This window comes from Variovorax sp. E3, from assembly GCF_016082275.1.
Lineage (GTDB): Bacteria > Pseudomonadota > Gammaproteobacteria > Burkholderiales > Burkholderiaceae_C > Variovorax.
In genome coordinates this window covers 130,089-154,977 of sequence record NZ_MOWM01000001.1, presented here as the reverse complement: position 1 = coordinate 154,977, position 24,889 = coordinate 130,089, and the positions used below count along the sequence as shown (strand labels likewise).

22 protein-coding genes and 4 pseudogenes are annotated in these 24,889 nt (G+C 69.3%); 15 read left to right on the top strand and 11 right to left on the bottom strand.

Annotation, left to right across the window (positions count from 1 at the left end; genetic code table 11):
* Positions 1 to 159 precede the first annotated feature (159 nt).
* The 4 genes and pseudogenes from BMG07_RS00735 to BMG07_RS00720 form a co-directional block, all read right to left on the bottom strand.
* Positions 160 to 1,162 (bottom strand): annotated as a pseudogene (locus tag BMG07_RS00735) (BMP family protein).
* A gap of 96 nt (positions 1,163 to 1,258) precedes the next feature.
* The gene (gene upp / locus BMG07_RS00730; protein ID WP_093240978.1) at positions 1,259 to 1,888 is read right to left on the bottom strand and encodes a uracil phosphoribosyltransferase; all 630 of its coding nucleotides are present in this window, start codon (positions 1,886 to 1,888) and stop codon (positions 1,259 to 1,261) included.
* Between the two features lie 40 nt (positions 1,889 to 1,928).
* Positions 1,929 to 3,332, bottom strand: a pseudogene (locus tag BMG07_RS00725) (URC4/urg3 family protein).
* Positions 3,329 to 4,647, bottom strand: a pseudogene (locus BMG07_RS00720) (GTP cyclohydrolase II). Before BMG07_RS00720 ends, BMG07_RS00725 begins: the two co-directional pseudogenes overlap by 4 nt.
* Positions 4,648 to 4,759: 112 nt before the next feature.
* On the opposite strand from BMG07_RS00720, the gene BMG07_RS00715 reads away from it, so the two are divergent.
* The 3 genes from BMG07_RS00715 to BMG07_RS00705 all read left to right on the top strand — a co-directional run bounded on the left by BMG07_RS00715 (position 4,760) and on the right by BMG07_RS00705 (position 8,463).
* Positions 4,760 to 5,350: a sigma-70 family RNA polymerase sigma factor gene (locus BMG07_RS00715; protein ID WP_198082738.1), complete on the top strand. Its 591-nt coding sequence runs from the start codon at positions 4,760 to 4,762 to the stop codon at positions 5,348 to 5,350.
* Complete coding sequence (locus BMG07_RS00710; protein WP_198082737.1) at positions 5,347 to 5,988, top strand: DUF1109 domain-containing protein; 642 nt, start codon at positions 5,347 to 5,349, stop codon at positions 5,986 to 5,988. The genes BMG07_RS00715 and BMG07_RS00710 overlap by 4 nt, the downstream gene beginning before the upstream one ends.
* 126 nt (positions 5,989 to 6,114) lie before the next feature.
* Complete coding sequence (locus tag BMG07_RS00705; protein WP_198082736.1) at positions 6,115 to 8,463, top strand: DUF6351 family protein; 2,349 nt, start codon at positions 6,115 to 6,117, stop codon at positions 8,461 to 8,463.
* A 10-nt stretch (positions 8,464 to 8,473) separates the two neighbouring features.
* On the opposite strand, the gene BMG07_RS00700 is transcribed toward BMG07_RS00705, so the two are convergent.
* Entirely contained in the window at positions 8,474 to 9,184 is a 711-nt protein-coding gene (locus tag BMG07_RS00700; protein WP_198082735.1) for a Crp/Fnr family transcriptional regulator, read from the bottom strand.
* A gap of 9 nt (positions 9,185 to 9,193) precedes the next feature.
* Positions 9,194 to 10,711: a helicase HerA-like domain-containing protein gene (locus tag BMG07_RS00695; protein ID WP_198082734.1), complete on the bottom strand. Its 1,518-nt coding sequence runs from the start codon at positions 10,709 to 10,711 to the stop codon at positions 9,194 to 9,196.
* A gap of 92 nt (positions 10,712 to 10,803) precedes the next feature.
* On the opposite strand from BMG07_RS00695, the gene BMG07_RS00690 reads away from it, so the two are divergent.
* From BMG07_RS00690 to fabG, 11 genes and pseudogenes are all read left to right on the top strand, one after another.
* The gene (locus tag BMG07_RS00690) at positions 10,804 to 11,115 is read left to right on the top strand and encodes a phosphopantetheine-binding protein (RefSeq protein ID WP_198082733.1); all 312 of its coding nucleotides are present in this window, start codon (positions 10,804 to 10,806) and stop codon (positions 11,113 to 11,115) included.
* Positions 11,116 to 11,135: 20 nt separating this feature from the next.
* The gene (locus BMG07_RS00685) at positions 11,136 to 11,765 is read left to right on the top strand and encodes a hypothetical protein (protein ID WP_269758491.1); all 630 of its coding nucleotides are present in this window, start codon (positions 11,136 to 11,138) and stop codon (positions 11,763 to 11,765) included.
* 16 nt (positions 11,766 to 11,781) lie between these two features.
* The gene (locus BMG07_RS41210) at positions 11,782 to 11,970 is read left to right on the top strand and encodes a hypothetical protein (protein WP_269758490.1); all 189 of its coding nucleotides are present in this window, start codon (positions 11,782 to 11,784) and stop codon (positions 11,968 to 11,970) included.
* Positions 11,892 to 13,493 (top strand): AMP-binding protein, encoded by a 1,602-nt coding sequence (locus BMG07_RS00680; protein WP_307866816.1) that lies wholly within the window; start codon positions 11,892 to 11,894, stop codon positions 13,491 to 13,493. Before BMG07_RS41210 ends, BMG07_RS00680 begins: the two co-directional genes overlap by 79 nt.
* On the top strand, positions 13,493 to 14,500 hold the full coding sequence (locus BMG07_RS00675) for an acyl-CoA synthetase (protein WP_198082731.1): 1,008 nt from the start codon (positions 13,493 to 13,495) through the stop codon (positions 14,498 to 14,500). Before BMG07_RS00680 ends, BMG07_RS00675 begins: the two co-directional genes overlap by 1 nt.
* Complete coding sequence (locus tag BMG07_RS00670; RefSeq protein WP_269758489.1) at positions 14,472 to 15,107, top strand: LolA-related protein; 636 nt, start codon at positions 14,472 to 14,474, stop codon at positions 15,105 to 15,107. Before BMG07_RS00675 ends, BMG07_RS00670 begins: the two co-directional genes overlap by 29 nt.
* Positions 15,104 to 17,500, top strand: coding sequence for an MMPL family transporter (locus BMG07_RS00665; RefSeq protein ID WP_198082730.1), 2,397 nt, complete (start codon positions 15,104 to 15,106; stop codon positions 17,498 to 17,500). Before BMG07_RS00670 ends, BMG07_RS00665 begins: the two co-directional genes overlap by 4 nt.
* Before the next feature lie 17 nt (positions 17,501 to 17,517).
* Positions 17,518 to 18,339, top strand: a complete 822-nt coding sequence (locus BMG07_RS00660; RefSeq protein ID WP_198082729.1) for a polysaccharide deacetylase family protein — start codon at positions 17,518 to 17,520, stop codon at positions 18,337 to 18,339.
* Positions 18,336 to 19,112 carry a class I SAM-dependent methyltransferase gene (locus BMG07_RS00655; protein ID WP_198082728.1) on the top strand — a complete coding sequence of 259 codons (777 nt, stop codon included), beginning with the start codon at positions 18,336 to 18,338 and terminating at the stop codon, positions 19,110 to 19,112. The genes BMG07_RS00660 and BMG07_RS00655 overlap by 4 nt, the downstream gene beginning before the upstream one ends.
* On the top strand, positions 19,109 to 19,579 hold the full coding sequence (locus tag BMG07_RS00650) for a hydroxymyristoyl-ACP dehydratase (RefSeq protein WP_198082727.1): 471 nt from the start codon (positions 19,109 to 19,111) through the stop codon (positions 19,577 to 19,579). The genes BMG07_RS00655 and BMG07_RS00650 overlap by 4 nt, the downstream gene beginning before the upstream one ends.
* Positions 19,576 to 20,308 (top strand): annotated as a pseudogene (gene fabG, locus BMG07_RS00645) (3-oxoacyl-ACP reductase FabG). The gene BMG07_RS00650 and the pseudogene fabG overlap by 4 nt, the downstream one beginning before the upstream one ends.
* Before the next feature lie 291 nt (positions 20,309 to 20,599).
* Here fabG and BMG07_RS00640 read toward each other — a convergent pair.
* From BMG07_RS00640 to BMG07_RS00625, 5 genes are read right to left on the bottom strand one after another with little or no spacing between them, the layout of a single operon-like run.
* Positions 20,600 to 21,376, bottom strand: a complete 777-nt coding sequence (locus BMG07_RS00640; protein ID WP_198082726.1) for a glycosyltransferase family 2 protein — start codon at positions 21,374 to 21,376, stop codon at positions 20,600 to 20,602.
* On the bottom strand, positions 21,343 to 21,645 hold the full coding sequence (locus BMG07_RS41205; protein WP_269758488.1) for a hypothetical protein: 303 nt from the start codon (positions 21,643 to 21,645) through the stop codon (positions 21,343 to 21,345). Before BMG07_RS41205 ends, BMG07_RS00640 begins: the two co-directional genes overlap by 34 nt.
* Positions 21,642 to 22,139 (bottom strand): 1-acyl-sn-glycerol-3-phosphate acyltransferase, encoded by a 498-nt coding sequence (locus BMG07_RS41200; RefSeq protein WP_269758487.1) that lies wholly within the window; start codon positions 22,137 to 22,139, stop codon positions 21,642 to 21,644. Before BMG07_RS41200 ends, BMG07_RS41205 begins: the two co-directional genes overlap by 4 nt.
* A 52-nt stretch (positions 22,140 to 22,191) precedes the next feature.
* Positions 22,192 to 23,226, bottom strand: a complete 1,035-nt coding sequence (locus BMG07_RS00630; RefSeq protein ID WP_198082745.1) for a hypothetical protein — start codon at positions 23,224 to 23,226, stop codon at positions 22,192 to 22,194.
* A gap of 2 nt (positions 23,227 to 23,228) precedes the next feature.
* Positions 23,229 to 24,017: a class I SAM-dependent methyltransferase gene (locus tag BMG07_RS00625; protein ID WP_198082725.1), complete on the bottom strand. Its 789-nt coding sequence runs from the start codon at positions 24,015 to 24,017 to the stop codon at positions 23,229 to 23,231.
* Between the two features lie 117 nt (positions 24,018 to 24,134).
* Here BMG07_RS00625 and BMG07_RS00620 point away from each other — a divergent pair, with 117 nt between their 5' ends.
* The gene (locus BMG07_RS00620) at positions 24,135 to 24,860 is read left to right on the top strand and encodes a YebC/PmpR family DNA-binding transcriptional regulator (protein ID WP_198082724.1); all 726 of its coding nucleotides are present in this window, start codon (positions 24,135 to 24,137) and stop codon (positions 24,858 to 24,860) included.
* Positions 24,861 to 24,889 lie beyond the last annotated feature (29 nt).

Here is a 24,889-nt window from a genome sequence, read left to right as displayed (position 1 = left end):
GGGGGCGCCGCAGCCGGCGGCGTGGCTGCCGCCGCGGGCGGCGCGGCGGTGGCCGCAGGTTCAGGTTGGCATGCGGCGAGCCCGACGGCCAACGCCGCAACAGTCACACCATGGATTGCGGTCCGCCATCGCGCACGGTTCATAGGTCTTGGAGAATGCTTATTTCGCGGTCGACTTGGGCTGCTGTCGTCCACCTTCACGGTGAACTTGCCCGAGAGGATATCGGCCTGCCTGGCCTTCACCTTGGCGATGACGTCGGCCGGAACCTTCTTCTCGAAGGTACCGAGCGGCGCCAGCTCGGAGCCTTGTGCTTCATCTGCGCGTACACGCCGTAGTCTTCGGCCGCGAACTTGCCTTCCTTCACCAGCTTGATCGCGCGGTCGGCCGCGGGCTCGAAGTTCCACAGGGCCGAGGCCACCACGGTGTCGGGGTACTGGCTCTGCGTGTCGATCACGTTGCCGATGGCGAGCTTGCCCTTTTCCTTGGCCGCGTCGGACACGCCGAAGCGCTCGGCGTACATCACGTCGGCGCCCTTGTCGATCATGGCAAAGGCGGCTTCCTTGGCCTTCGGCGGGTCGAACCAGCTGTTGATGAAGCTCACGCTGAACTCGACCTTGGGGTTGGTTTCCTTGGCGCCGGCCATGAAGGCGTTCATGAGGCGGTTGACTTCGGGAATCGGGAAGCCGCCGACCATGCCGATGCGGTTGCTCTTGGTCACGCCGCCGGCGACCATGCCGCTCAGGTAGGCGGGCTCCTGGATGTAGTTGTCGAACACGCTGAAGTTGGGCGCCTGCGGCTTGAGCGACGAGCCCATCAGGAACGCGACCTTGGGGAAGTCCTTCGCGACCTTGCGGGCCGCCGCTTCCACGCCGAACACTTCGCCCAGGATCAGCTGGTTGCCGCCGGTGGCGTACTCGCGCATCACGCGTTCGTAGTCGGCGTTGCTGACGTTCTCGGTGGCCTTGTATTCGATCTCGCCGCGCGCCTCGGCGGCCTTCAGCGCCTTGTGGATGCGACCGACCCATTGCTGCTCGAAGGGCACGGTGTACACCGCCGCCACCTTCAGCTTGGCCTGCTGCGCGAGCGCAAGGCCGGGGGCGCCGGCCGCAAGTGCTGCGGCAACGGCGACGGAACGAATGATCAACTGGCGGCGTGCTGTCACGGTGCTTCTCCTCGGGGTATGGAAATCTTGTTCTGGGCTGCCCCGAGTCGAGTCGGGGAACAGCCGGGCGCGCGGCGGTGCGGGCGCCGGGGCGGCTTACTTCGTGCCGAAAATTCTGTCGCCGGCGTCGCCGAGGCCCGGAAGGATGTAGCCGTGGCTGTCCAGCTCGCGATCGATCGCGGCGGTGTAGATCGGCACGTCGGGGTGCGCGGTCTGCATCGTCTTCACGCCTTCGGGGCAGGTCAGCAGGCAGACGAACTTGATCGACTTGGGATTCAGCTCCTTCAGGCGCTCGACGGCGGCCACGGCCGAGTTGCCGGTGGCCAGCATCGGGTCGACCACGATCACGTCGCGGCTGTCCATTTCGCCGGGCATCTTGAAGTAGTACTCGACGGCCGTCAGCGTCTTGGGGTCGCGGTACAGGCCGATGTGGCCGACGCGGGCGCCGGGCACCACGGTCAGCATGCCGTCCAGGATGCCAGTGCCGGCGCGCAGGATCGACACCAGCACCAGCTTCTTGCCGTCGATGACCTTGGCCTGCATGGTCTCCAGCGGGGTTTCGACCTCGATGTCCTGCATCGGCATGTCGCGCGTGACCTCGTAGGCCATGAGCATGCTGATTTCGTTGAGGAGCCGGCGAAAGCTGTTGGTGGACGCGTCCTTGCGGCGCATCAGCGTCAGCTTGTGCTGGACGAGAGGGTGGTTGACGAGGTGGACGTTGCTCATTGGAATTTTGTGTGTGGCGTTGCTGAGAGAACCTTGTAGTCTAAAAGACAGTGCCGTCGCTCTCGATCAGCAGGGGCGGTGCACCGTCACGCAAGCGTTGTGCCAGGGCGCGGCCGGCGGCCCAGGTGCCGCCTTCGAGCACGCAGGCCAGCGGCAGCTCTTCCTCGGTGCGGTCGAGCACCTTGCGCACGCGCGGCGCCACCTCGTCGAGCAGCGCCACGGTCAGCGCGCGCCATTCGACGATGAATTCGTCGCTGGCCTTCCAGCGGCGGGTGAGAAAGGCCGGGTCTTTCGGCACGATCACGCCGCTGTCGATCAGCAGGCCGCCGTTGCGGTATTCGGGCAGGGCCGTGAGCGCGTCGAGGTGGCGCACCTTCACGCCGGCCCATTCGAAGGGTTCGAGCAGCGAGTACGTGAGCCACTGCGACAGCTTGTGAAAGGGCATCCAGCCGTTGGTCAGGCCGGGGCCGCGCACCGCGCTGTGGCGCCAGCAGTCGCCCAGCGCCAGCGCCGGGTCGCCCGAGCCGATGCCGCCCGCGTTGTCGCTGCCGTCGGCCGCGATGCTGTCCACCGAGTTGGCCGAGGGCCAGATGCGCGAGAGCGTCTCCAGCAGCAGCGACAGGATCTGGTGCGCCGTGATCTCGGCCGTGGGCGGCGCGGCCGGGCCGTAGGGGCCGACCAGCGCGTCGAACAACCGGCCCGGTCGGCCGTCGTCGCCGAAGGTTTCGGGCTGCTCGCTCATGGCTTCGCCGAGCCGGCGCAGCAAGGTGGCGCGGCCCGCCAGGCCGACCAGCGGGTTCACTTCGCTGACCTGGAAGGCCTCGCCCAGGCGGTCGGTCACCAGCCCGCGCAGGCCGGCCGCGTCGACCTGGTACGGGTGGTCGGGGTCGGACGAGAACAGCCCCGCCATGAAGGCGTGGTAGCTGGCCACGCCCAGCCCCTCGGAGCGCGTGAGGCGTTCGCCGGTGGCCGATTCGGTGTAGTGCCAGTCGGGGCCGGCGCGCGTCGAGCAGCACGCTCACCAGCACCAGGTCGATGTGGGCGCGGGCGCGCTGGCGGCTGTCGAGTTCGCCGAGCAGGGTGTCGAGTTCTTCGATGCGGTTGACGCCGCCGGCCTCGAAGTGGCGCCAGCGGCTGTGGTACGGAATGGTGTCCCAGGGGTAGCGCTCGCGCGTGACCTCGGCCACGGTGCGCGCCGCGTCTTCGAGCGTGTTGTCGTCGCCGATGCGAAACCACTGCGATTCGCCGCGCCGCGCGCGGGCCAGCAGCGCGCCGGCGCGCTCGCGGATGGCGGCGGTGGTGCGCAGCAGGCTGGCCGCGCCGGCGGGGTGCGCGGCGTCGGCGGTGAATTCGATCGACGGGTCGACCTTGCCCGCGCCGCCGGGCGGCAGGCTGCCGGAGCGTCGACGGGCATGTGGGGGTCGGTGTTGCGGCTTGTCGTCATTCAGTGAGTCCCCGGCCCTTGGCCTTTTTCAGTTCTTCGGCGTCCGGCACCGGGCCGGGCGTGAAATAGCCGGCCGCCATCTTGGCGTCCATCTCGCGCGGGCGTCGGCCGGAATGAGTTCGTCGGGAATGTTCACGCGCTCGCCGATCTCGATGCCCGAGCCGGTGATCGCGTCGAACTTCATGTTGCTCATCGACACGAGCCGATGGATCTTTTGGATGCCCAGCCAGTGGAAGACGTCGGGCATCAGCTCCTGGAAGCGCATGTCCTGCACGCCGGCCACGCACTCGGTGCGCGCGAAGTACTGGTCGGCCGTGTCGCCGCCCACCTGGCGCTTGCGGGCGTTGTAGACCAGGAACTTGGTCACCTCGCCCAGCGCGCGGCCCTCCTTGCGCGAGTAGGCGATGAGGCCCACGCCGCCGCGTTGCGCGCCCATGATGCATTCCTCGATCGCGTGCGTGAGGTAGGGGCGGCAGGTGCAGATGTCGGAGCCGAACACGTCGGAGCCGTTGCATTCGTCGTGGATGCGCGCCGTGAGCTCCACCGCCGGGTTGGCCAGGTCGCGCGGGTTGCCGAAGATGTAGAGCGTCTGCCCGCCGATGGGCGGCAGGAACACCTCCAGGTCGGAGCGCGTGACCAGCTCGGGGTACATGCCGCCGGTTTCCTCGAAGAGCGTGCGGCGCAGGTCGGTCTCCGAGCAGCCGAAGCGCCGCGCCACCTCGGGCAAATACCACACGGGCTCGATCGCGGCCTTGGTGACCATGGCCGCGCCGCCGGCGGTAAGGAAGTGGCCGTCGGCCTTGAGCCGGCCGCTTTGCAGCGCCTCGATCACCTCGGGCAGGATCACGTGGGCCTTGGTGATCGCAATCGTCGGGCGGATGTCGTAGCCCGCCGCCAGTTCGGGCGAGAACACGTCGGCGATCAGCGCGCCCCACGGGTCCAGCGAGACGATGCGCCCCGGCTCGCTCCACTGCGGATAGGGGCCGATCACGTCGGTGGGCGCCGTGTTGGTCAGGTCGGCCTTGTGCTCGCGCTTGAGCGCGCCCGACGCCACCGCCAGCGCGCGGTACACGCTGTAAGAGCCGCTGTGCGTGCCGATGACGTTGCGGTGCGCCCGCTTGGTGGTGGTGCCGACCACCGGCCCGCGCTCGGTGGCCGTGGCCGCGCCCCAGTGGATGGGCAGCGCGCCGAAGCCGCCGGCATGCGAGGTCAGCCGGATATGGCCGGTCGACGTGGAGGGGTGCAAGGGTGCAGGGGAAGGGAGGGGCGTGACGCCGCCCGGCGTGGAAGGGATCGTTGTGCTGTCTGCAGACATTGGGCGCCCTCAAAAAACACAATGTACCGATGGTGTGTAGTGCTTGCAAGCGGACGGCTTCGGCACAATCGGCCGGAATCTTTTTTCGACAAGGCTGTAACCAGCCGACCGGATGGCACGAAACACAGTAGGCAGCAGGACGAACTTGGGCGACGCGGAAGCGGCGCTGCGCAGCCTGTTCCTTCGCGGCCTCGATGGCGACGCGAAGGCGTACCGCGACTTCCTGCAGCAACTCAGCGCGCACCTGCGCGCCTTTCTGGGCAAGCGCCTTTTCGGCTGGCCCGATGAAGTGGAAGACCTCGTCCAGGAATGCCTGCTCGCCATGCACAACCAGCGCCATACCTACCAGAGCGACCAGCCGTTGACGGCCTGGGTGCACGCCATTGCGCGCTACAAGATGATCGACCTGCTGCGGGCCAAGTCGGTCCGTGAAGACCTGCATGACCCGCTGGAAGACGACCTGGCCGTGTTCGCCGAATCGGCCGAGGAGGCCAGCGACGCCCGGCGCGACCTGGGCGGCCTGCTCGAGAGCCTGCCCGAGCGCCAGCGCCTGCCGATCGTGCACGTGAAGATCGAGGGCCTGTCGGTGGCCGAGACCGCGAGCCTCACGGGCATGTCGGAGTCGGCCGTGAAGGTCGGCATCCACCGCGGCCTGAAGGCGCTGGCCGCGCGTTTCGGCAACAGCTGGGGAGGTGCCGCATGAAGACCGACGACCTCGTGGCGATGCTGGCCACCGGCGACGTGGCCGTGCCGCGCCGCAGCGCGAGCGGGCGCATCGGGCTGGCGGTGCTGGCCGGGCTGCCGGTGTCGCTGCTCATCCTGTTCGCCGAGTACGGCATGCGACGCGACATCGTGCAGGCCATGTTCTGGCCGATGTTCTGGGTCAAGGTGGCGTTTCCGCTGTGCATCGCGGCGGCCGGCTTCGTGGCCGTGCAGCGGCTCGCGCGGCCGGGCGTGCCGGCGCGGCATGCGTGGGCGGGCGCGGTGCTCCCGGTCGTCGGCATCTGGGCGCTGGCGGTGATCGCGTGGTTCACCGTGCCGGCCGAAGACCGCATGCCGTCGCTGATGGGCCAGTCGTGGCAGGTCTGCGCGGTCAGCATCGGGTTGATGGCGCTGCCGGTCTTCGCGGCCACGATGGTGGCGCTCAGGGGGCTGGCGCCCACGCGGCCGGCGCTGGCCGGGGCGGCGGCGGGCGCGCTCTCCGGCGGTGTCGGTGCGGCGGTCTATGCGCTGCACTGCATGGAGCTGACGGCACCGTTTCTGGCCGTCTGGTACGTCAGCGGTATCGCTGTGCCGGTGCTGGTCGGCGCCTTGCTGGGGCCGCGCCTGCTGCGCTGGTAGCCCGCCTGCGGTCCCCGATCGGGACAAACCCTTGCACGGGGGGAAATGTCGTTCCGATAACAGTCCTCGAAAAACGAAAGTAGTGGAATCGCGTCGCCTTTTTCTTCCAACAACGAAGGAGACACGATGCGAGAGATCTATCGAGCGGGGCTCAGGGTGCTGGGCCTGTGTGTATCGGCTTTGCTCATCAGCTGCGGCGGTGACGGGGGCGGAGGCGGCGGCGTCTTCCTGCCGTCGGGCAGCGCGCCGCCGGCCGCCAACCCGCCGGCCGCGCCGCCCGCGCCCAGCACGATGAAGATCCGCACGCTGTCGAACCGCGCGGACATGATCAGCGACGGCGACGCGTACGTGGAAATCGTCATGCCCGAAGGCGCGAGCGCCCTCGACCTGAAGGTGGACCTCGACGGCAAGGACGTGTCTTCCGCCTTCGCGCTGCGCGGCAACGGCCGCGTGCTGGGCACCGTCACCGGCCTGCGCGTGGGCGGCAACACGCTCACCGCCACGCTCAAGTCCACGAAGCAGGGCGCGAAGCTGGTCATCGAGAACTTCGCGCGCGGCGGCAACGTCTTCGCGGGCACGCCGATCCAGCCCTGGATCTGCGCCACCAAGGCGCCCAAGGCCAGCCTGGTGACGGCCCCCGGCACGGCGCTGTCGGACACCGTGACCAGCCAGGTCAGCGGGCTCGATGCCGACCCCGTCGACGCCGACTGCAACGCCCCCACCGTCTACAGCTACTACTACCAGCCCAAGGCGAAGGAGGGCACCGACTGCGGCCAGCAGCCCTTCGGCCCCTTTGCCTGCTTCGTGCAATACGACCCGGCCCACCGCCCGGCCGATGCCGACATCGCCAACTTCACCAACGACCGCGGCGACACCGTGAAGAGCCTGCTGCGCCTGGAGCTGGGCACCATGGGCCGCGGCGAATACCAGGTGGCGGTGTACTTCGACCCGGCCAAGCCGTGGACGCCATGGGCGCCGCAGAAGGGCTGGAACGGCAAGGTGCTCTGGAAGATGGGCGCCTCGGCCTCGGGCAACCGCTTCCAGCAGAACCCGGGCCCGGCGCTGTTCGACGACAACGCGCTGCGGGCCGGCTTCATGACCGTCAACTCGCAGCTCACCAACCACAACGACAACAACAACGAGTTCCTGGCCACCGAGAACATCATGATGGTCAAGGAGCACATCGTCGACACCTACGGCGAGATCCGCTTCACCATGTCCGACGGCGGCTCGGGCGGCTCGATGATGCAGACCGTGCCGGCCTCGGTGATGCCCGGGCTGCTCGACGGCCTGCAGACCGGCTACAGCTACCCCGACGCAGTCACGACCTGGATCGAGACGCGCGACTGCGGCGTGCTGTGGCGCTACTACATGACCGGCGCGGGCGGGGCGCTGTCGCCGACGGCGCGCGCGGCCATCGAGGGGCACCCGACGGACGCCTATTGCACCAACTGGGTCTACTCCTTCCTGGCGCCGCAGAACCCGGTGCAGGCGACCAACTGCGGGCCGGGCTTTCCGGCGTCGATCGTCTACGACCCGGTGCTGCGCCCGAACGGCGTGCGCTGCTCGATCCACGACGTGCTCACGCCGGTGCTCGGCACCACCGACTTCGACGGCGTGGCCAAGCCCAACTTGCCCTACGACAACGTCGGCGTGCAGTACGGGTTGAAGGCGCTGCGATCCGGGGCGATCACGGCGGAGCAGTTCGTGGCGCTCAACGAGGGCGTGGGCAGCTGGGACACCGACATGCTCTGGTCGGGCGACAAGGCCGTGGTGCCCGCCGCGCGCGCCCGCGCCTTGCCGGGCGCGATGACCACGCTGTACCGCAGCGGCCTCGTCAGCAACGCGAAGAACCTGGCCAAGGTGCCGATCATCGACCTGCGGCCCGAGCTGGGCGCCGACATCCACATGGCCTGGCGCACCTTCCAGCAGCGCGCGCGGCTCGACGCGGGCAACGGCGGGCACGACAACCACGTGGTGCGCGCGAGCAATGCCGGCACCGGCATCGCCATGACGAAGCAGGCTTTCCTGATGATGGACCGCTGGCTCAGCGCCATCGAGGCCGACACCTCGCAGGACGCGAAGGAAAAGAAGGTGGTGAAGAACAAGCCTTCCGACGCGGTCGACTTCTGCATTGCCACCGCCGGCATGACCAACGCCGAGCTGGTGGACATCGGCTTCACCAACCCGGCCTGCCCGGTGAAGGCCTACGAGTCGGTGCGCGTGGTGTCCGGCGGGCCGCTGTCGGAAGACGTCTTCAAGTGCCAGCTGAAGCCGGTCGACTTCGCCTCCGCCGACTACGCCGGCACCGTCTTCACGGGCGGCCAGCAGGTGCGCCTGCAGGCGGTGTTCCCCGAAGGCGTGTGCGACTGGACGAAGCCCGGCGTGGGGCAGGTGCCGTGGACGCCGACCACCTTCCGCGGCGGCCCCGGCGGGCAGGACCTGCCGGCGGCGCCGTCGTCCGTGGCGTTCTGAGGCGCGCGCCTCAGCCCGGCTGGTTGTTCGGAAACCTCGACAGGCGCTGCCTGTCGAGCACGTTGATGTAGCCGTAGCCGGTCTTGATGAGCTGGGCGGCTTCGAGCTCGTGCAGCGCCACGTTCACCCGCTGGCGCGACACGCCCACCATCCAGCCGATTTCTTCCTGGCTGACCTGCAGCGTGGCGTCGGTGTTCGGGTAGAGCACCGGATGGAACAGGCTCGCGATGCCGCGCGCCACGCGGGCGGTGGGCTCGAGCAGCCGGTCGAACTTCACGGTGGCGATGAACTGGCTCAGCCGCTCGTTCAGGTGCGACAGCATGAAGTGGTTGAACGGCACGCTGCGGTCCAGCAGCCAGGTGAAAGTGTCGCGCGGCAGGTGCAGCGTGGTGGTCGGGCGGGTGGCGGCAATTTCGTACTTGCGCTGCTCGATCTTCAGCAGCGAGCCCTCGCCGATCCAGCCGCCGGTGGCCACGCCCGTGAACATCACGGGCTTGCCGTCGGCCGAGGTGTCCTGCACGCGCAGGAAGCCGCGGATCACGCCGATCCAGCTGTCGGCGATCTCGTTGCGCTGGCAGACGAATTCGCCCTGGTCGTGCTGGCGCGTGTACATGGCCTTGAAGACCGTGTCGCGCTCCGACTGCGTCAGCACGCGCGGCCAGATGCAGCGTTCCCAGAAGGCGGAAACGTCCGCTTCAAGGGGCTTGCCGGCCGCGCTCATGCCGCCGCTTCAGCGCTTCTTGCTGCCGAAGATCCCGCCCAGCACGCCGCGCAAGATCTCCTTGCCCACCGAGGTGCCCATGGTGCGCACCGCCGACTTGGCCATGGTCTGCACCAGGCCGTCGTGCTTGGCGCCGCGCGGGCCGGTGGTGCCGAAGAGCATGTCGTTGAGCATGCCGCCCACGCCCGAGCCTGCTGCTTCGGCCCCGGGCTTGCCGCCCGGCGCGGTGGCTGCGGGTGCGTCAGGCGCGCTTTCCGCGCGGCCCTTGAGCTTTTCGTAGGCCGATTCGCGGTCGACCGTCTTTTCGTAGACGCCGGCCACCAGCGAATTGGCGATCAGCGCCTTGCGCTGGTCGGGCGTGATCGGGCCGAGCTGGCTGCCCGGCGGGAGCACGAACACGCGCTCGGTCACGCTCGGGCGGCCCTTGTCGTCCAGAAAGCTCACCAGCGCCTCGCCGACCGCGAGTTCGGTGATGGCGGTCTCGATGTCCAGCCCCGGCTTCTGGCGCATGGTGCTGGCCGCCGCCTTCACGGCCTTCTGGTCGCGCGGCGTGAAGGCGCGCAGCGCGTGCTGCACGCGGTTGCCGAGCTGGGCCAGCACCGTGTCGGGAATGTCCAGCGGGTTTTGCGTCACGAAATACACGCCCACGCCCTTGGAGCGCACCAGGCGCACCACGAGTTCGATGCGCTCGACCAGCGCCTTGGGCGCCTCGTTGAACAGCAGGTGCGCCTCGTCGAAGAAGAAGGCCAGCTTGGGCTGCTCGGGGTCGCCGATTTCGGGCAGTTGCTCGAACAGCTCCGACAGCATCCACAGCAGGAAGGTCGCGTACAGGCGCGGCGAGTTCATGAGCTTGTCGGCCGCCAGCACGTTGATCACGCCCTTGCCGCCCACGGTCTGCATGAAGTCGGCAATGTTGAGCATCGGCTCGCCGAAGAACTTGTCGCCGCCCTGGGTCTCGATCTGCACCAGCCCGCGCTGGATGGCGCCCACGCTGGCGGCGCTGATGTTGCCGTACTGCGTGGTGAACTGGCTCGCGTTCTCGCCCACGTACTGCAGCATGGCGCGCAGGTCTTTCAGGTCGAGCAGCAGCAGGCCGTTGTCGTCGGCGATCTTGAACACCAGGTTCAGCACGCCGGCCTGGGTGTCGTTCAGGTCGAGCATGCGGGCCAGCAGCAGCGGGCCCATGTCCGAAATGGTGGCGCGCACCGGGTGACCCTGTTCGCCGAACACGTCCCACAGCGTGACGGGGCAGGCCGAAGGCTCGGGCACGTCGATGCCGCGTTCCTTGAGCGTGGCGGCCAGCTTGTCGCCGATGGCGCCTTTCTGGCTGATGCCGGTCAGGTCGCCCTTGACGTCGGCCATGAACACCGGCACGCCGATGCCGGACAGCTTTTCGGCCATGGTCTGCAGGGTGACGGTCTTGCCGGTGCCGGTGGCCCCGGTGATCAGGCCGTGGCGGTTGGCCAGGGCGGGCAGCAGGGCGCACTCGACAGTCTGGTGGCGGGCGATCAACAATGGGTCTGTCATAGGGTCCTCACTCATGATTTGCGGGCAGTCTATCCAAACCCCGCCTTTACAATGGCTGCGAATTTTCGTATCAACGCAAACCGGAGCGCGTGTTGTCCTCGACCGTCCAAAACAATTCTTCCGCCGTAGGCGATTCGCCTGAACAGTCGCCCACCGAAAAAGAGCTGGCCGTGCTGCTGGTGAATGCGTTGAACCTCGAGATCGCTCCCGAGAACATCGTGCCGACCGACCCCCTGTACGGCGACGGCCTGGGGCTCGACTCGATCGACATCCTCGAAGTGGCGCTCGAAGTCTCGCGCCGCTACGGTTTCCAGCTGCGTTCGGACGACGAACGCAACCAGCAGATCTTCCAGTCGCTGCGCACGCTCGCGACCCACGTCGCCGAGCACCGCGTCGCAACCTGATCCCTATGTCTCGATGGCGATTGGCGCTCCTGCTGCTGGTGGGGGTCGCTTATGCCGGCCTCTCGCACTGGATGACGCTGTTCCACGCGGCAGCGCCGTGGGCGGTGGTGGTGTTGCTGGGGCCGCTGTGGCTGGCCGCCGTGGGCTTTGCCGCCAGCCGGTTCGGGCGCTGGGGCTGCGCCGGCGCCGTGCTGCTGGGCATTGCCGGCTTCGTGCTCGTCTTCCTCGGTGAGGCGGGCGACCCGAACCGCCTTTACGTGTTGCAGCACGTGGCCATCAACGCGCTGCTGTGCGGCTGGTTCGGCTCCACGCTGCGCGGCGAGGGCCTGCCGCTGATCACCCAGTTCGCCCAGCGCGTGCACCCGCTCAAGGGCCACATGCTGGCCTACACGACGCAGCTCACGCGCATCTGGACGGGGTATTTCGCGGTGGTGGTGCTGGCGTCGATCGCCATCTACCTGACGCGGCCGTTCTCCGACTGGTCGCTGTTCGCCAACGTGCTCTCGCCCGTGATGGTGGGCGTGCTGTTCGTCGGCGAACACCTGGTGCGCTACCGGCTGCATCCCGAATTCGAACGCACGCGGCTGGTGGATGCCGTGCGTGCGTTCTATGGCACATCGTCGGTGGACTCCAGCGCCGGCGGCCAATGACACAGGCGCTGCCCGCGTGACGACGACAGACAACTTCTTCCTGCCGCTGCTCGCGGACCGCGACCCCGACGCCCCCCTGGCCTGGCGCGGCGGCGTGCCCGTGAGCACCCGCCAGTTCCTGGCGACGTGGCCCGCTTCGCGCCCGAACTGCCCGGCGAAGGCCCGGCCGTCAACCTGTGCGCCGACCGCTACGCCTTTGCCGTGAGCCTGGGCGCGGCGCTGGTGCGCGGCCACGCGAGCCTGCTGCCGCCCGACGCGCGGCCCGACACGCTCGCACGCCTGGTCGAATCGGGCGGCCCGAACCTGTTCGCGCTGGCCGACGACCCGAAACTGCAGACCCCGGGCATGCGCCGCGTGCTGATCGAAGACCGCTCCAGCCTCGAAGGCGACGCGAGCGGCGCGGTGCCGCAGATCGCCGCCGGCATGCACGCGGTCAGCCTGCTGACCTCGGGCTCGACCGGCGTGCCGCAGCCGCACGCCAAGACCTGGCGCACGCTGGTGGGCGACGTGGCCGTGGCGGTCAAGCGCCTGTGCCGCGAACTCAACCGCACGTCGCTCGAAGGCCTGACGCTGGTGGCCACCGTGCCGGTGCAGCACAGCTACGGGCTGGAATCGTCGGCACTGCTGGCCATGCTGGGCGGCGCGGCCTTCGAGAGCGGCCGGCCGTTCTTCCCGGCCGACGTGGCGCAGACGCTGGCTTCGGTGCCGCGCCCGCGCGCGCTGGTCACCACGCCGTTTCACCTGAAGACGCTGCTGCTCTCGGGCATCGCGCTGCCGCCGGTCGATTTGATCCTGTCGGCCACCGCGCCGCTGTCGCCGCAGCTCGCGCTGCAGGCCGAGCAGGCCATGGGCGGCGTGCTGCTCGAAATCTACGGCAGCACCGAGTCGGGCCAGGTGGCCACGCGCCGCACGACCGAAAGCGAGATCTGGGAAACCTTCGGCGACATCCGCGTGCACACCGAACCCGGTGAAAGCGGCGGGCCCGAGCGCTTCATCTTCAGCGGCGACTTCATGCCCGAGCCGACGCCCATGGCCGACGTGCTCGAACTGCTCGACGACCGGCGTTTTCGCCTGTTCGGCCGGGCCAACGACCTGATCCACGTGGCGGGTCGGCGCAGTTCGCTCGCGCACCTGAACTACCACCTCAACAGCATCCCCGGTGTCGAGGACGGCGCCTTCTGGCTGCCCGACGAGGTGGCCGACGGCGTGGTGCGGCCCGTGGCCTTCGTGGTCGCGCCGACGCTCGCGGCGGGCGACATCATCGCCGCGCTGCGCCAGCGGCTCGAAGCCGTGTTCGTGCCGCGCCGCGTGGTGCAGGTCAAGGCTTTTCCGCGCGAAGGCACGGGCAAGCTCACGGTGCGCGCGCTGCGCGAGTTCGCGCTGGCGCAGCTCGCCGAAGACGACACGCCGGTGCAACTGGCCCACACGGTGCCGGCCGACCACCCGGTCTTTGCCGGCCACTTTCCGGGCCAGCCGCTGGTGCCGGGCGCGCTGCTGCTCGCCGAAGTGATGGAAGCCGTGCAGCGCGTGCCGGCCCTGGCCGCGCGGCTGGGCGCCAACCCCACGCTGGCCGCGGCCAAATTCCTGGCGCCCGTGCGGCCCGGCAGCACGCTGTCGATCGAGCTGCATCCGGAGGCCGGCGCGGGCCGCGGCGTACGTTTCGACGTGCGCTGCGACGGCGTGGTGGCTGTCAGCGGCCGGTGGACGGCCGTGCAAGAGTCTGCGTGATGAAGCACACAGACGTTGAAGCGCGCGCCGTGAACGAGGCCGCCCGGGCGCCCCAGTCCTCGCACGACAAGGGCGAATGGGCGCGCGCGCCCGAGCGCAGCAACATGCTCGCGCTGCGCTTCATCTGTCTGATGGCCCTCGTGTGCGGGCGGCACGTCACGCGGCTGCTGCTGCCGCCGATCAGCCTTTACTTTTTGCTGTTCCTGCCCGCGCAGCGGCGGCACATCAAGCGCTACCTCTTCAGGGCCATCGGCCCGCACGCGGGCTGGGTCGACGGCTACCGCCTGCTGCATGCCTTCGCCTCGACGGTGCTCGACCGGGTGTACTTCCTGCGTGGGCGCATGGACCTGTTCAAGGTCAGCATCCAGGGCAATGTGCCCATCGACAACGAGCTCACGCAAGGGCGGGGCGCCTTCCTGCTCGGTGCCCATGTCGGCAGCTTCGAGGCGCTCGGCGCGTGCAAGCAGCAGACGCACCAGCACGACCTGCGCGTCGCGATGCTGATGTACCCCGACAACGCGCAGCGCATCACCGCCATCCTCAATGCCATCGCATTGCCCGAACAGCGCCCCCACGTCATCGCGCTGGGCCGGCCGCATTCGATGCTCGCGCTGCGCGACTGGCTCGACGGCGGCGGCCTGGCCGGCATGCTGGCCGACCGCACCCTGCCGGGCGGCGAAGACCAGCCGGCGCACCAGCGCGGCAACAACATCGTGCTGCCGTTCCTGGGGCAGCCCGCGTGTTTCAACGACGGCCCTTTCCGGCTTGCGGCGCTGCTGCGTCGCAAGGTGTTCTTCATGGCGGGGCTCTACGGCGGCGGCGCGCGCTACGACGTGCAATTCGACCCGCTGGCCGACTTCGGCGAGCCGGTGTCCGGCGTGGCGGAGCGCGAGCAGCGCATTCGCGCCGCGCTGGAAGCCTACGTCGCGCGCCTCGAGGCGCTGTGCCGCGCCCACCCCTACAACTGGTTCAATTTTCATGATTTCTGGCTCGAAGATGCGGCTTGACCGGCTGGGCAGGGCCCTCGGGGCCTTTGTGCTGGCGCTGGCTTTCTGTAGCGCGATGCCGGCCTGGGCGGCGTTCGACCTGCCCGAGCTGATGACGCTGCTGGCCAAGCAGAAGAGCGGCGAGGCCCGCTTCACCGAACAGCGCTTCGTGCACGGCCTCGAAGGCCCGCTCGACGCCAGCGGCACGCTGAGCTTCGACGCGCCCGACAAGCTGGTGCGCCGCACGCTGTCGCCGCGCATCGAGACCATGGCGGTCGAGGGCAACACGCTGACGCTGTCGCGCGGCGGCCGCAACCGCACGCTGACGCTCGACAGCATGCCCGAGCTGCTGGGCCTGGTCGAGGCCATGCGCGGCACGCTCACCGGCGATGGCGCCACGCTGCAGCGCTACTTCCGCAGCACCGTGACGGGCTCCGCGGCCAAGTGGACGCTCGACCTCGTGCCGATGGACAGCCGGCTGGCCGCGCAGGTGCGCAGCATGCGCATCAGCGGCCGCGCGAGCGACGTGCTGGGGCTCGAAATGGAGTTTGTCGGCGGGGACCGTTCCGTCATGAACATTTCGCCGGGCGCGGCGCCCGCCGGCGCGGGCGGCCGCACCACGCCGTGACTGCTTCGCAGGCGGGCGGCCCGCCGAACTGGCGGCGCAGGGCGGTCGTGCTGCTGGCGTGGCTGCTGGTGCTGCTGTGCGGCGCCGTGGTCATCGCGCGCACGCAGATCGGCGCCGACCTGTCGGCCTTCTTGCCCAAGAGCCCCGACGTGCGCCAGCGCGTGCTGATCGAGCAGCTGCAAAGCGGCGTGGCCTCGCGCACGCTGATGCTGGGCATCGAGGGCGGCAGCGTCGAGCAGCGCGCCACGGTGTCGCGCGCGGTGGCCAGGAGCATGCGCGAGAGCCAGCTGTTCGACCTGGTGCAGAACGGCGACGTCAGCGACTGGAGCGACGCCGGCACCTGGGTCTTCCAGCACCGCTACCAGCTGTCGACCGGCGTCACGCCGGGGCAGTTCACCGCCGCCGGCTTGCGCGACGCGATCAACGAAACGCTGTCGATGCTCGGCACGCCGGCCGGCAACGTCATCAAGCCCTTTCTCGACCGCGACCCGACCGGCGAAACGCAGCGCATCGCGATGGAGCTGGTGCCCGCGAGCGCGCCGCGCAGCGAAGACGGCGTGTGGATGTCGCGCAGCGCGCCGCGCGCGCTGATGATCGCCACCACGCGCGCCGCCGGCAGCGACCTCGACGCGCAGGCCGTGGCCATCGCGCGCGTGCAGGCGGCCTACGAGGCCGTCTCGAAGGACATGGGCGCCGACGCGCCCAAGCTGCTGCTGAGCGGCCCACCGGTGTTCTCGGTGATGAGCCGCGACAAGATCAAGACCGAGGCCATCCACCTCGCGATCGTGGGCGGCATCGTGATGGGCGGGCTGCTGCTGCTGGCCTTCGCTTCGCCGCGCGCGCTGGTCATTGCCTTCCTGCCGGTGGCCACGGGCGTGGTGGTCGGCACCGCCAGCGTGAGCCTGGTGTTCGGCTCGGTGCACGGCCTCACGCTGGGCTTCGGCAGCACGCTGATCGGCGAGACGGTGGACTACGCCATCTACTACCTCATCCAGGCGCGCGGCGCGGCCGTGGCCGGCACCGGCTGGCAGCGCTGGCGCGACCTCAATTGGCCCACGGTGCGGCTCGGGCTGTTGACCTCGGTGTGCGGCTTCGCGGCGCTGGTGTTCTCGGGCTTCCCGGGGCTGGCGCAACTGGGCGTGTTCTCCATCGCAGGCCTGGTGGCGGCCGCGCTGGCCACGCGCCATGTGCTGCCGGTGCTCGCACCCGACGGCGCCACCGGCATGGGCATGCGCCGCCACATGGCCCGGCTCGCGGGTGCGCTGGTGCGCGGCCTGCCGCGCCTGCGCTGGCCGCTGGCCGCGCTCGGCGTGGCCGCGCTGGGGCTGGTGCTGTGGCAGGGCGGCCACCTGTGGCGCGCCGACCTGGGCGCGATGAGCCCGGTGCCCAAGGCCGCCCAGCAGATGGACGAAATGCTGCGCAACGACATCGGCGCCAGCGACGGCGGCGTGCTGGTGGTGGCCTACGGCAACGACGAGCAAGCCGCGCTGCGCAACACCGAGGCGGCGGCCACGCGGCTCGATGCGCTGGTCGACAGCGGCGAACTCATCGGCTACGAGACGGTCACGCGCGTGCTGCCCAGCGTGGCCGCGCAGACGGCCCGCCTTGCCAGCCTGCCCGACAGCGACGTGCTGCGCGCCAACCTCGCCGAGGCGACGCAGGGCCTGCCGCTGCCGGCCTCGCGGCTCGGGCCCTTCGTGGCCGATGTCGAGGCGGCGCGCAAGCTCGCGCCCGTGCAGCGCGCCGACCTGGCGGGCGGGCCGCTCGGCTCGGTCGTCAACACGCTGATGTACCAGCGCCCGGGTGGCGGCTGGGGCACGCTGGTGGTGCTGCACCCCGGTGCCAAGTTCGACCAGAAGCGGCTCGAAATGGCGCTGGCCGGCCTGCCCGAAGTGCAAGTGGTCGACGTCGGCCGCGAACTCGCGGGGCTGTACCAGCGCTATCTGCACGAGGCTTTCGTGCAGGTGCTGCTGGGCGCGCTGGCGGTGGTGGTGCTGCTGGGCGTCTACCTGCGCTCGTGGCGCCGGCTGCTGGCCGTGTGCCAGCCGCTGCTGTTCGCGGTGGTGCTCACGCTCGGCGGCATGGCCGTGCTGCAGGCGGCGCTGGGCATCCTGCACCTGGTGGGGCTGCTGCTGATCGTGGCGGTGGGCTCCAACTACGCGCTGTTCTTCGACCAGTTGCGCACCACGGGTCGGGCCGACGAAGACACGCTGGCGTCGCTGATGCTGGCCAACCTGACGACCGTGGTGTCGTTCGGGCTGATCGCGATTTCCGACATTCCCGCGTTGTCGTCGATCGGCCGCGTGGTGGCGCCGGGCGCGCTGCTGGCGCTGCTGCTGTCGGCGGCATTCGCACGCAGCGTGGGGCCTTCGAAGGCTTCCCGCGATCGATGAGGGGAAAATCCGGTTCCATGTCTTCCGCCTCCGCCCCTCGTGAATCCTGGCCCTGGCCGCCGGCCATCCGCGCCAGCGCGGCGTGGCACGTGGCCGCCATCGGCGCGGGTGTGCTGGTGCCGGGCGCATTGCCGTGGGCCGTGGGCGCCATCGTGCTGAACCATGCGCTGATCACCGGTGCCGGCCTGACGCCGCGCAGCAGCCTGCTGGGCCCGAACGTCACGCGGCTGCCCGAAGCGGCGGGCGCGCGGCGCGAAGTGGCGATCACCATCGACGACGGCCCCGAGCCCGAAGTCACGCCGCGCGTGCTCGACCTGCTCGACGCGCACGGCCAGCGCGCCACCTTCTTCTGCATCGCCGAGCGCGTGCTGGCGCAGCCGGCGTTGGCGCGCGAAATCGTGGCGCGCGGCCACAGCATCCAGAACCACACGGCGCGGCACCGGCACAACTTTTCGTTTCTCGGGCCGCGCGGTTTTGCCGCCGAGATCGCGCGGGCACAAGACATCCTGAGCGACGTGACCGGCCAGCGCCCGACGTGTTTTCGCGCGCCCGCCGGCCTGCGCAACCCTTTCCTCGAACCCGTGCTGCACCGCCTCGGCCTCTCGCTCGTGAGCTGGACGCGGCGCGGTTTCGACACGCGCGAAGGCGACGCCGCCAAGGTGATGGCGCGCCTGAGCCGCAACCTGCAGGCCCGCGACATCCTGTTGCTGCACGACGGCAATGCCGCGCGCACCGCCGAAGGACAACCCGTTTTGCTGGAGGTATTGCCCTTGTTGCTCGACCGCCTGCGCGCCGATGGACTGCGCGCCGTGACCCTGCCCGAGGGCCTGAAACCATGAACGCGGTGTTGCCGCCGTCGGGCTCGACCGACAACGCCTGGCGCGAGCTGCACGAAGCCGCGACCATTCCCTACAAGAAGGGCGGCAGCTTCGCCTGGCACTTCGCGCGCGGCAAGCTGGGGCGCGACCCGGTGTTTCGCGGCCTGCTCGAGCGCGGCCTGATCGGCGCGCAGCACAGGCGCGTGGTCGACATCGGCTGCGGACAGGGCCTGTTCGCGAGCCTGCTCGCGTCGATGAGCGCCATGCAGCAGAAGGGCCGCTGGCCCGCGTCGTGGTCCGCCACGCCCGCCGCCGCCGACTACACCGGCATCGAGCTGATGCCCAAGGACGTGGCGCGCGCCGAGGCCTCCATCGGCCATCTGCAGCCCGCGCCCCGGTTGGTCTGCGCCGACATGTGCTCGGCGGCGTTGCCGGACTGCGACCTGGTCGTGATCCTCGACGTGCTGCACTACGTGGGCCTTGAAGCGCAAGAGGGCGTGCTGCTGCGCGTGCGCGATGCGCTGAAGCGCGGCGGTAGCAAAGAGGCGCGCCTGCTGCTGCGCGTGGGCGACGCATCGAGCCGCCGTGGTTTCGCGATCAGCCAGTGGGTCGACCGCACGGTCACGCGCATCCGCGGCCACAAGGTCTCGCCGACCTGGGGCCGACCGCTGGCCGAATGGACCGCGCTGCTCGATCACATGGGCTTTCGCGTGCGCAGCATTCCGATGAGCGAGGGCACGCCCTTTGCCAACGTGCTGCTGGTGGCCGACCTCGAAGAGAGCCAGGCCGCATGACCGCACCGCAAACGCTCGACCGCGCCGGTATCGCGAGGCGCATTCCGCACAGCGGCAGCATGTGCCTGCTGGAGCGGCTCGAAAGCTGGGACGCCGACGCAATCCATTGCAGCACCACCACGCATGCGCAACCCGACAACCCGCTGCGCACCGAAAGCGGCCTGCTCGCACCGAACGCCATCGAATACGCCGCGCAGGCCATGGCGCTGCACGGCGGCTTGCTGGCCGTCGAAGGCAGTGCGCCGTCGGCCGGTTTCCTGGCGAGCGCGCGCAACGTGAAGCTCGCCGTGGCGCGGCTGGACGACATCGCGGGCGCGTTGCAGGTCAAGGCCAGGCGCCTGTCCGGCGACGACCGCCAGATCCTCTATGAATTCACGTTGAAGGCCGACGACGGTCGTTCGCTGGCCGAAGGCCGCGCCGTGGTCGTCCTGAACACGCCGCTCGCAACAGAAAGCACCCCGTCATGAGTCTCGAAGGAAAACGCGCCCTGATCACCGGCGCCAGCGGCGCGCTCGGCGCGGCCATGGCCCAGCGTTTTGCGCGCGAAGGCGCGACCGTGCTGCTGCACGCCAACTCGCGCCCGGAAGCCGTCGAGCAACTGGCCGCGTCGATCACCGCCGCCGGCGGCAAGGCCGAGTGCCATGTGTTCGACCTGCGCAGCGACGAGGCCTGCGCGGCCGCGTGTGCGCGCATTCTCGAAGGCGGCCCGGTGCAGATCCTCGTCAACAACGCGGGCGTTCACGACGACGCGGTGCTGCCGGGCATGCGCGCCGAGCAGTGGCACAAGGTGATCGACGTGTCGCTCAACGGCTTTTTCCGCGTCACGCAGCCGCTGCTGCTGCCGATGATGCGCACGCGCTGGGGGCGCATCCTGAACATCTCGTCGGTCGCCGCGATCGCGGGCAACCGGGGGGCAGGTCAACTACGCGGCAGCGAAGGGCGCGCTCAACAGCGCGACCAAGGCGCTGTCGCTCGAAGTGGCATCGCGCGGCGTCACGGTGAACGCGATCGCACCGGGCATCATCGCGTCGCCGATGGCCGATGCCGTGTTCGATCCGGCGCTCATCAACCAGATGGTGCCGGTGAAGCGTGCGGGGACGCCGGAGGAGGTGGCTGCGCTGGCGGCGTTCCTCGCTGGAAACGAAGCCGGCTACATCACGGGTCAGGTGATTTCCGTTAACGGCGGGATGATCTGACTCGGCAATTCTTGCTCCCTCTCCCTCTGGGAGAGGGTTGGGGTGAGGGCAGACGGCCTGAAGAAGAAGCAGGGCCCGTGTGCGACCCCCAAGCCCGGTATGCGGTGCGGTGTGGGCGGCCCCTCTGTGCCGCCGAGGAGCGCAGTGTTTCGCGATCAGGGCTCGCAGCTGTTTGAGCGAAGCGAGTTCTGCGAGACCCCGCGAAACGCGAGCACCGCAGGGGAGCCCGAAGGGCCGGCACAGTGGGGCCGACCGCGCCGTGCCGCGTACCGGGCGCTCCCCACAAGAAAATCAGACCTGAAACGGCGGCTTCCGAGTCAGCTTGCGAAACAGCAGCCCAGGCAGCCGCAACACGAACTCCACCATCAGCCGAGCGTGCATCCAAGTCAGCAGCACGTTGTCCCGTCCATAGCGGAAATGTGAAACCCCGCCTTCCTCGGCGGTAAGGTATTTCACAGGCGCGTCGATGTTCACCGGCTTGACCCCGCGCCACGCCAGCCGAACCACAGCCTCGGTATCGAAGTCGAAGCGACGCATCCAAGGCTGCTTCGCCATCACCGCGATCAGGTCGCTCACCGGATACACGCGAAAGCCGTAGAGCGAATCGCCGACGCCGGCGAACAGCGTCTCCAGCTGCGTCCATCCGTTCGACACACGCCGACCGCGCACACGCAAAAGCGGCGCGCTGGCATCGAACACCGGTCGCCCCAGCACCATCGTCTCCGGCCGCTCCAGCGATGCCTTCATGAACGCAGGGATCAGGTCCGCCGGATGCTGCCCGTCCGAATCCATCGTCAATGCGTGCGTGAAGCCCGCGTCCTTCGCGGCGCGCAGCCCGTGCAGCACCGCCGAGCCCTTGCCCTGGTTCTGCGGCAGCACCCACACGCGCAGGCCCGGGTCACCGGCCGCCATCTGCTGCAGCCGCTCGCCCGTGCCGTCGTCGCTGCCGTCGACCACCACCCACACCGGGTTCCATTGCGCACGCGCGGCCGCGACCGTGGAGAACACGCGTTCTCCCGTGTTGTAGCTGGGAATCAGGACAAGGTGGGTGCGCGAGGCGTCTGGCATTCGGGGGACGCGTCGGTGGCGCGCTGTTCCATGTTTTGGCGAAAGTAGTGTTCCAGGTCGGCCTGGAGCACGTCGCTGTCCTGCGTGGCCGCGAAGCGCTTGCCCAGCCGCAGGGTGAAGACGATCGGCAGCGGCGGCACGCGCCACAACGGCCAGCCCTTGCTGAGGTAGGGCGAGTCGGTGTCGATGAACACGGTCTGGATGGGCGCCTGCGCCAGCTTGGCGATCAGCGTCACGCCGGGGCGAAAGGGGTTGAGCGGCGGCGTCACCGTGCGCGTGCCTCGGGAAAAATCACCAGCTGTCCGCCGTTGCGCAGGTCGTTTACCGCCAGGCGCACCATCATCCGGGCCGACTTGTTGCTGATGTAGCGCGCCAGCCGCGCCCCGGCGCCAAGGAAGATGTTGCCCATCAGGTCGGCCTTCATGATGCAGGCGCTGCGCGGCAGCCGTGCCACCAGCAGCAGGGCGTCGAGCATGGTCGGGTGGTTGGCCACGAAGATCACGCCCGGCTCGTTGCGCATGGGGTCCAGGCAGGCCGCGTCGATGCGCATCATGCCGGTCACCGACGCCAGCCACCAGAACATGCGGTAGGCAAAGGCGATCGTCATGCGGCCCAGCGCGCGGGCGGGCCGCGTGGGAATCACGGGGTAGATCAGCATCGCCACCAGGTTCCAGAACAGCGAGATCAGTCCGAGGAACAGCAGCAATGCGTAGAGCATCAGCGCGAGCGGAATCGAGGTGAGGATGCGCAGCACGCGGGTCATTGAATCAATCGGGGGCGGTCGGGCGGTGGGCCGATCGGTCGGGCGCGACCGGTCAGGCCCGCAATCGGCCGGCGGCCACCGTGTGGGCCTCGATCTCGACCAGCAGATCGCTGCGGCAGATGTCGGCTTCGAGGTAGACCGCGTGGCGGGCCATCGGCGCGTCGGCGCCGAGGGTGCCTTCGATGATGTCGCGCACGGCCTCGGTGTCCGCCGGGTGCCGCACGTAGACCACGCAGTCGAGCGAGGCCAGCGAGAACTTCGCGGTGCCGCGTTCGTTGGCTGCGGTGACCACGGCCTGCAGGTTGCGCAGGGTTTCGCGCGTTTGCTCCAGCACGTCGCCGTGGTGCACGGTCTCGTGCCCGACGATGCTCGCGGTGCCCGAGATGAAGAGGGCGATGTTGCCGTCGCCGATGTCCGACAGCGCGGCGCGCGAGAAGGTCGGCGAGCGCGGGCCGTAGGTTTCGGGATAGCGGTAGGCCGACACCTGGCGCGGGTTCTCGACGGGCAGCGGCGCCTGCTGGCCCGCCAGGAAGCGGATCGACAGCGCGCCCTGGTGAATGCCCAGCGCGCAGGCCGCGGGCGCGCCCTCGAAGGCGGCGCGGCCGGCTTCGAGAAACGCCTCTTGCCGGCCCGCGTTGAACTGGCGATAGCGCTCCAGCCCGCCGCCGTCGGCATTGATCTGCGGCAGGTAGTTCCAGATGCGCTGCAGGTGCGGCGCGCCGGCCTGGTCGAGCGTCTTGAACAGGTCGCGGTAGGCGCGGTGCGCGAGTTCGGCAAGGCCCTGCTTTTCAGTGGCTTCGTCCAGGTCGATGGCGCCCAGCAGCCAGTGGCCGTCGGTGCGCCAGCGCGCGATGCCGGTGGTGCCCGACTCGATGTTCGGGCCCGTCACGTGCCACACGTCGGCCATGGCGCCGCGCGGCGAGAGCACGCGCGCATTGACCGTCGGCATCCATGCCACGCCGTGCGGCGTGCCGTAGCCCAGCGCCGCGAAGGGCGCCTTGCGGTCGGTGGCCAGCGCCAGGCTGTCCGGCAATGAAAGGCGCTCGACGCGCAGATGGGAAGAAGAGGGTTCGTCCTGTGGTCGCACTGTCACCTGGCCTCGACGTTGGGTTCTGGTTTGATGGCGGTATAGGCGGAGAAGACGCCGAGGCTCGCATGCCGGCGCACGTCGCGAAAACCCGCGGCGGCCAGCGCCTGCATCACCTGTTCGGGCGGAATGCAGGCCTCGATCGTGTCCCAGTAATAGCGCCAGAGTTCCGAGGTGTCTGCCCGGCGACCGACCACGCGGGCGATCAGCGGCACCACGGCGCGCATGTAGCCCTTGAGCAGCGCCGTCGCGACGCGGCCCTCGGGCTTGGTGATTTCGAGCACCACCGCGCGCCCGCCGGGGCGCAGCACGCGATGGAATTCGCCGAACGCGGCGGCCACGTCGCTGATGTGGCGCATGGCATAGCCCATGCTCACGAAGTCGCAGCTGGCGTCGGGGCGGGGCAGTGCTTCGGCAAAGCCGCGCACCAGCTCGACGCCGGGCAGGTCGACCTGGCCCATCATGCCGGGGCTGGGGTCCACGCCCACGAGGCGGCCGGTCGGGCCGATGAGCTTGAGCGCCTCGCGCGCCACCAGGCCGGTGCCGATGCCCACGTCGAGCACGTGCGCGCCGGCGGCCAGGCCGGCCTGCTGCAGCGCCGCACGGCGGTAGGCGGGGCCGGTGCCGAAGGCGAGCACGCTCTCGATGCGGTTGTAGTCGGCCGCGGTGCTGTCGAAGATCCGCAGCAGGAACGCCTGGTGCTCTGCCTCGTTGTTGTAGTACAGCGGCAGGGGAGCGTGGGGCGGCAGGACGACGGGCGTCGAGGGGCCGCCGTGAGGCGATGGCGTCATCGAACGATTATCACCAAAAGCCCAGGCCCGAATTCCAGGGGGCCGGCGGGCGTTGTGTGCGCCGGACAGTAAACTCGGAGCTTGCTTTGAAAACACAAGACAGCGAGATAGAAAGCCATGGCCGGACATAGCAAATGGGCAAATATTCAGCACCGCAAGGGCCGCCAGGACGAGAAGCGCGGCAAGCTCTGGACCCGTGCCATTCGCGAAATCACGGTGGCGGCGCGCGCCGGCGGCGGTGACCTGAGCGCCAACCCCCGGCTGCGGCTGGCGGTGGAAAAGGCCAAGGCCGTGAACCTGCCGATCGACACCATCAAGCGCAACATCGACAAGGCCACGGGCAACCTCGAAGGCGTCAATTACGAAGAAATTCGTTACGAAGGGTACGGCATCGGCGGCGCGGCGATCATCGTCGACACCATGACCGACAACCGCGTGCGCACCGTGGCCGAAGTGCGCCACGCCTTCTCCAAGCACGGCGGCAACATGGGCACCGAAGGCTCGGTGGCCTTCCAGTTCAAGCACTGCGGCCAGATCGTGTTCGCGCCGGGCACCGACGAAGACAAGGTGATGGAAGTGGCGCTCGAAGCGGGCGCCGAAGACGTCATCACCGACGAGGACGGCGCCATCGAGGTGCTGACCCCGGTCGCCGATTTCGAGGCCGTGAAGAACGCGCTGGAAGCCGCGGGCCTGAAGCCCGAGGTGGCCGAAGTCACCATGCGCGCCGAGAACCCGATCGATGTCACCGGCGAAGACGCCGCGAAAATGCAGAAATTGCTCGACGTGCTCGAGGACCTGGACGACGTGCAGGACGTTTATCACAACGCCTCCTTGTCCGAGTAAGCACGAATATGAATGTTGTTTGTTGAATC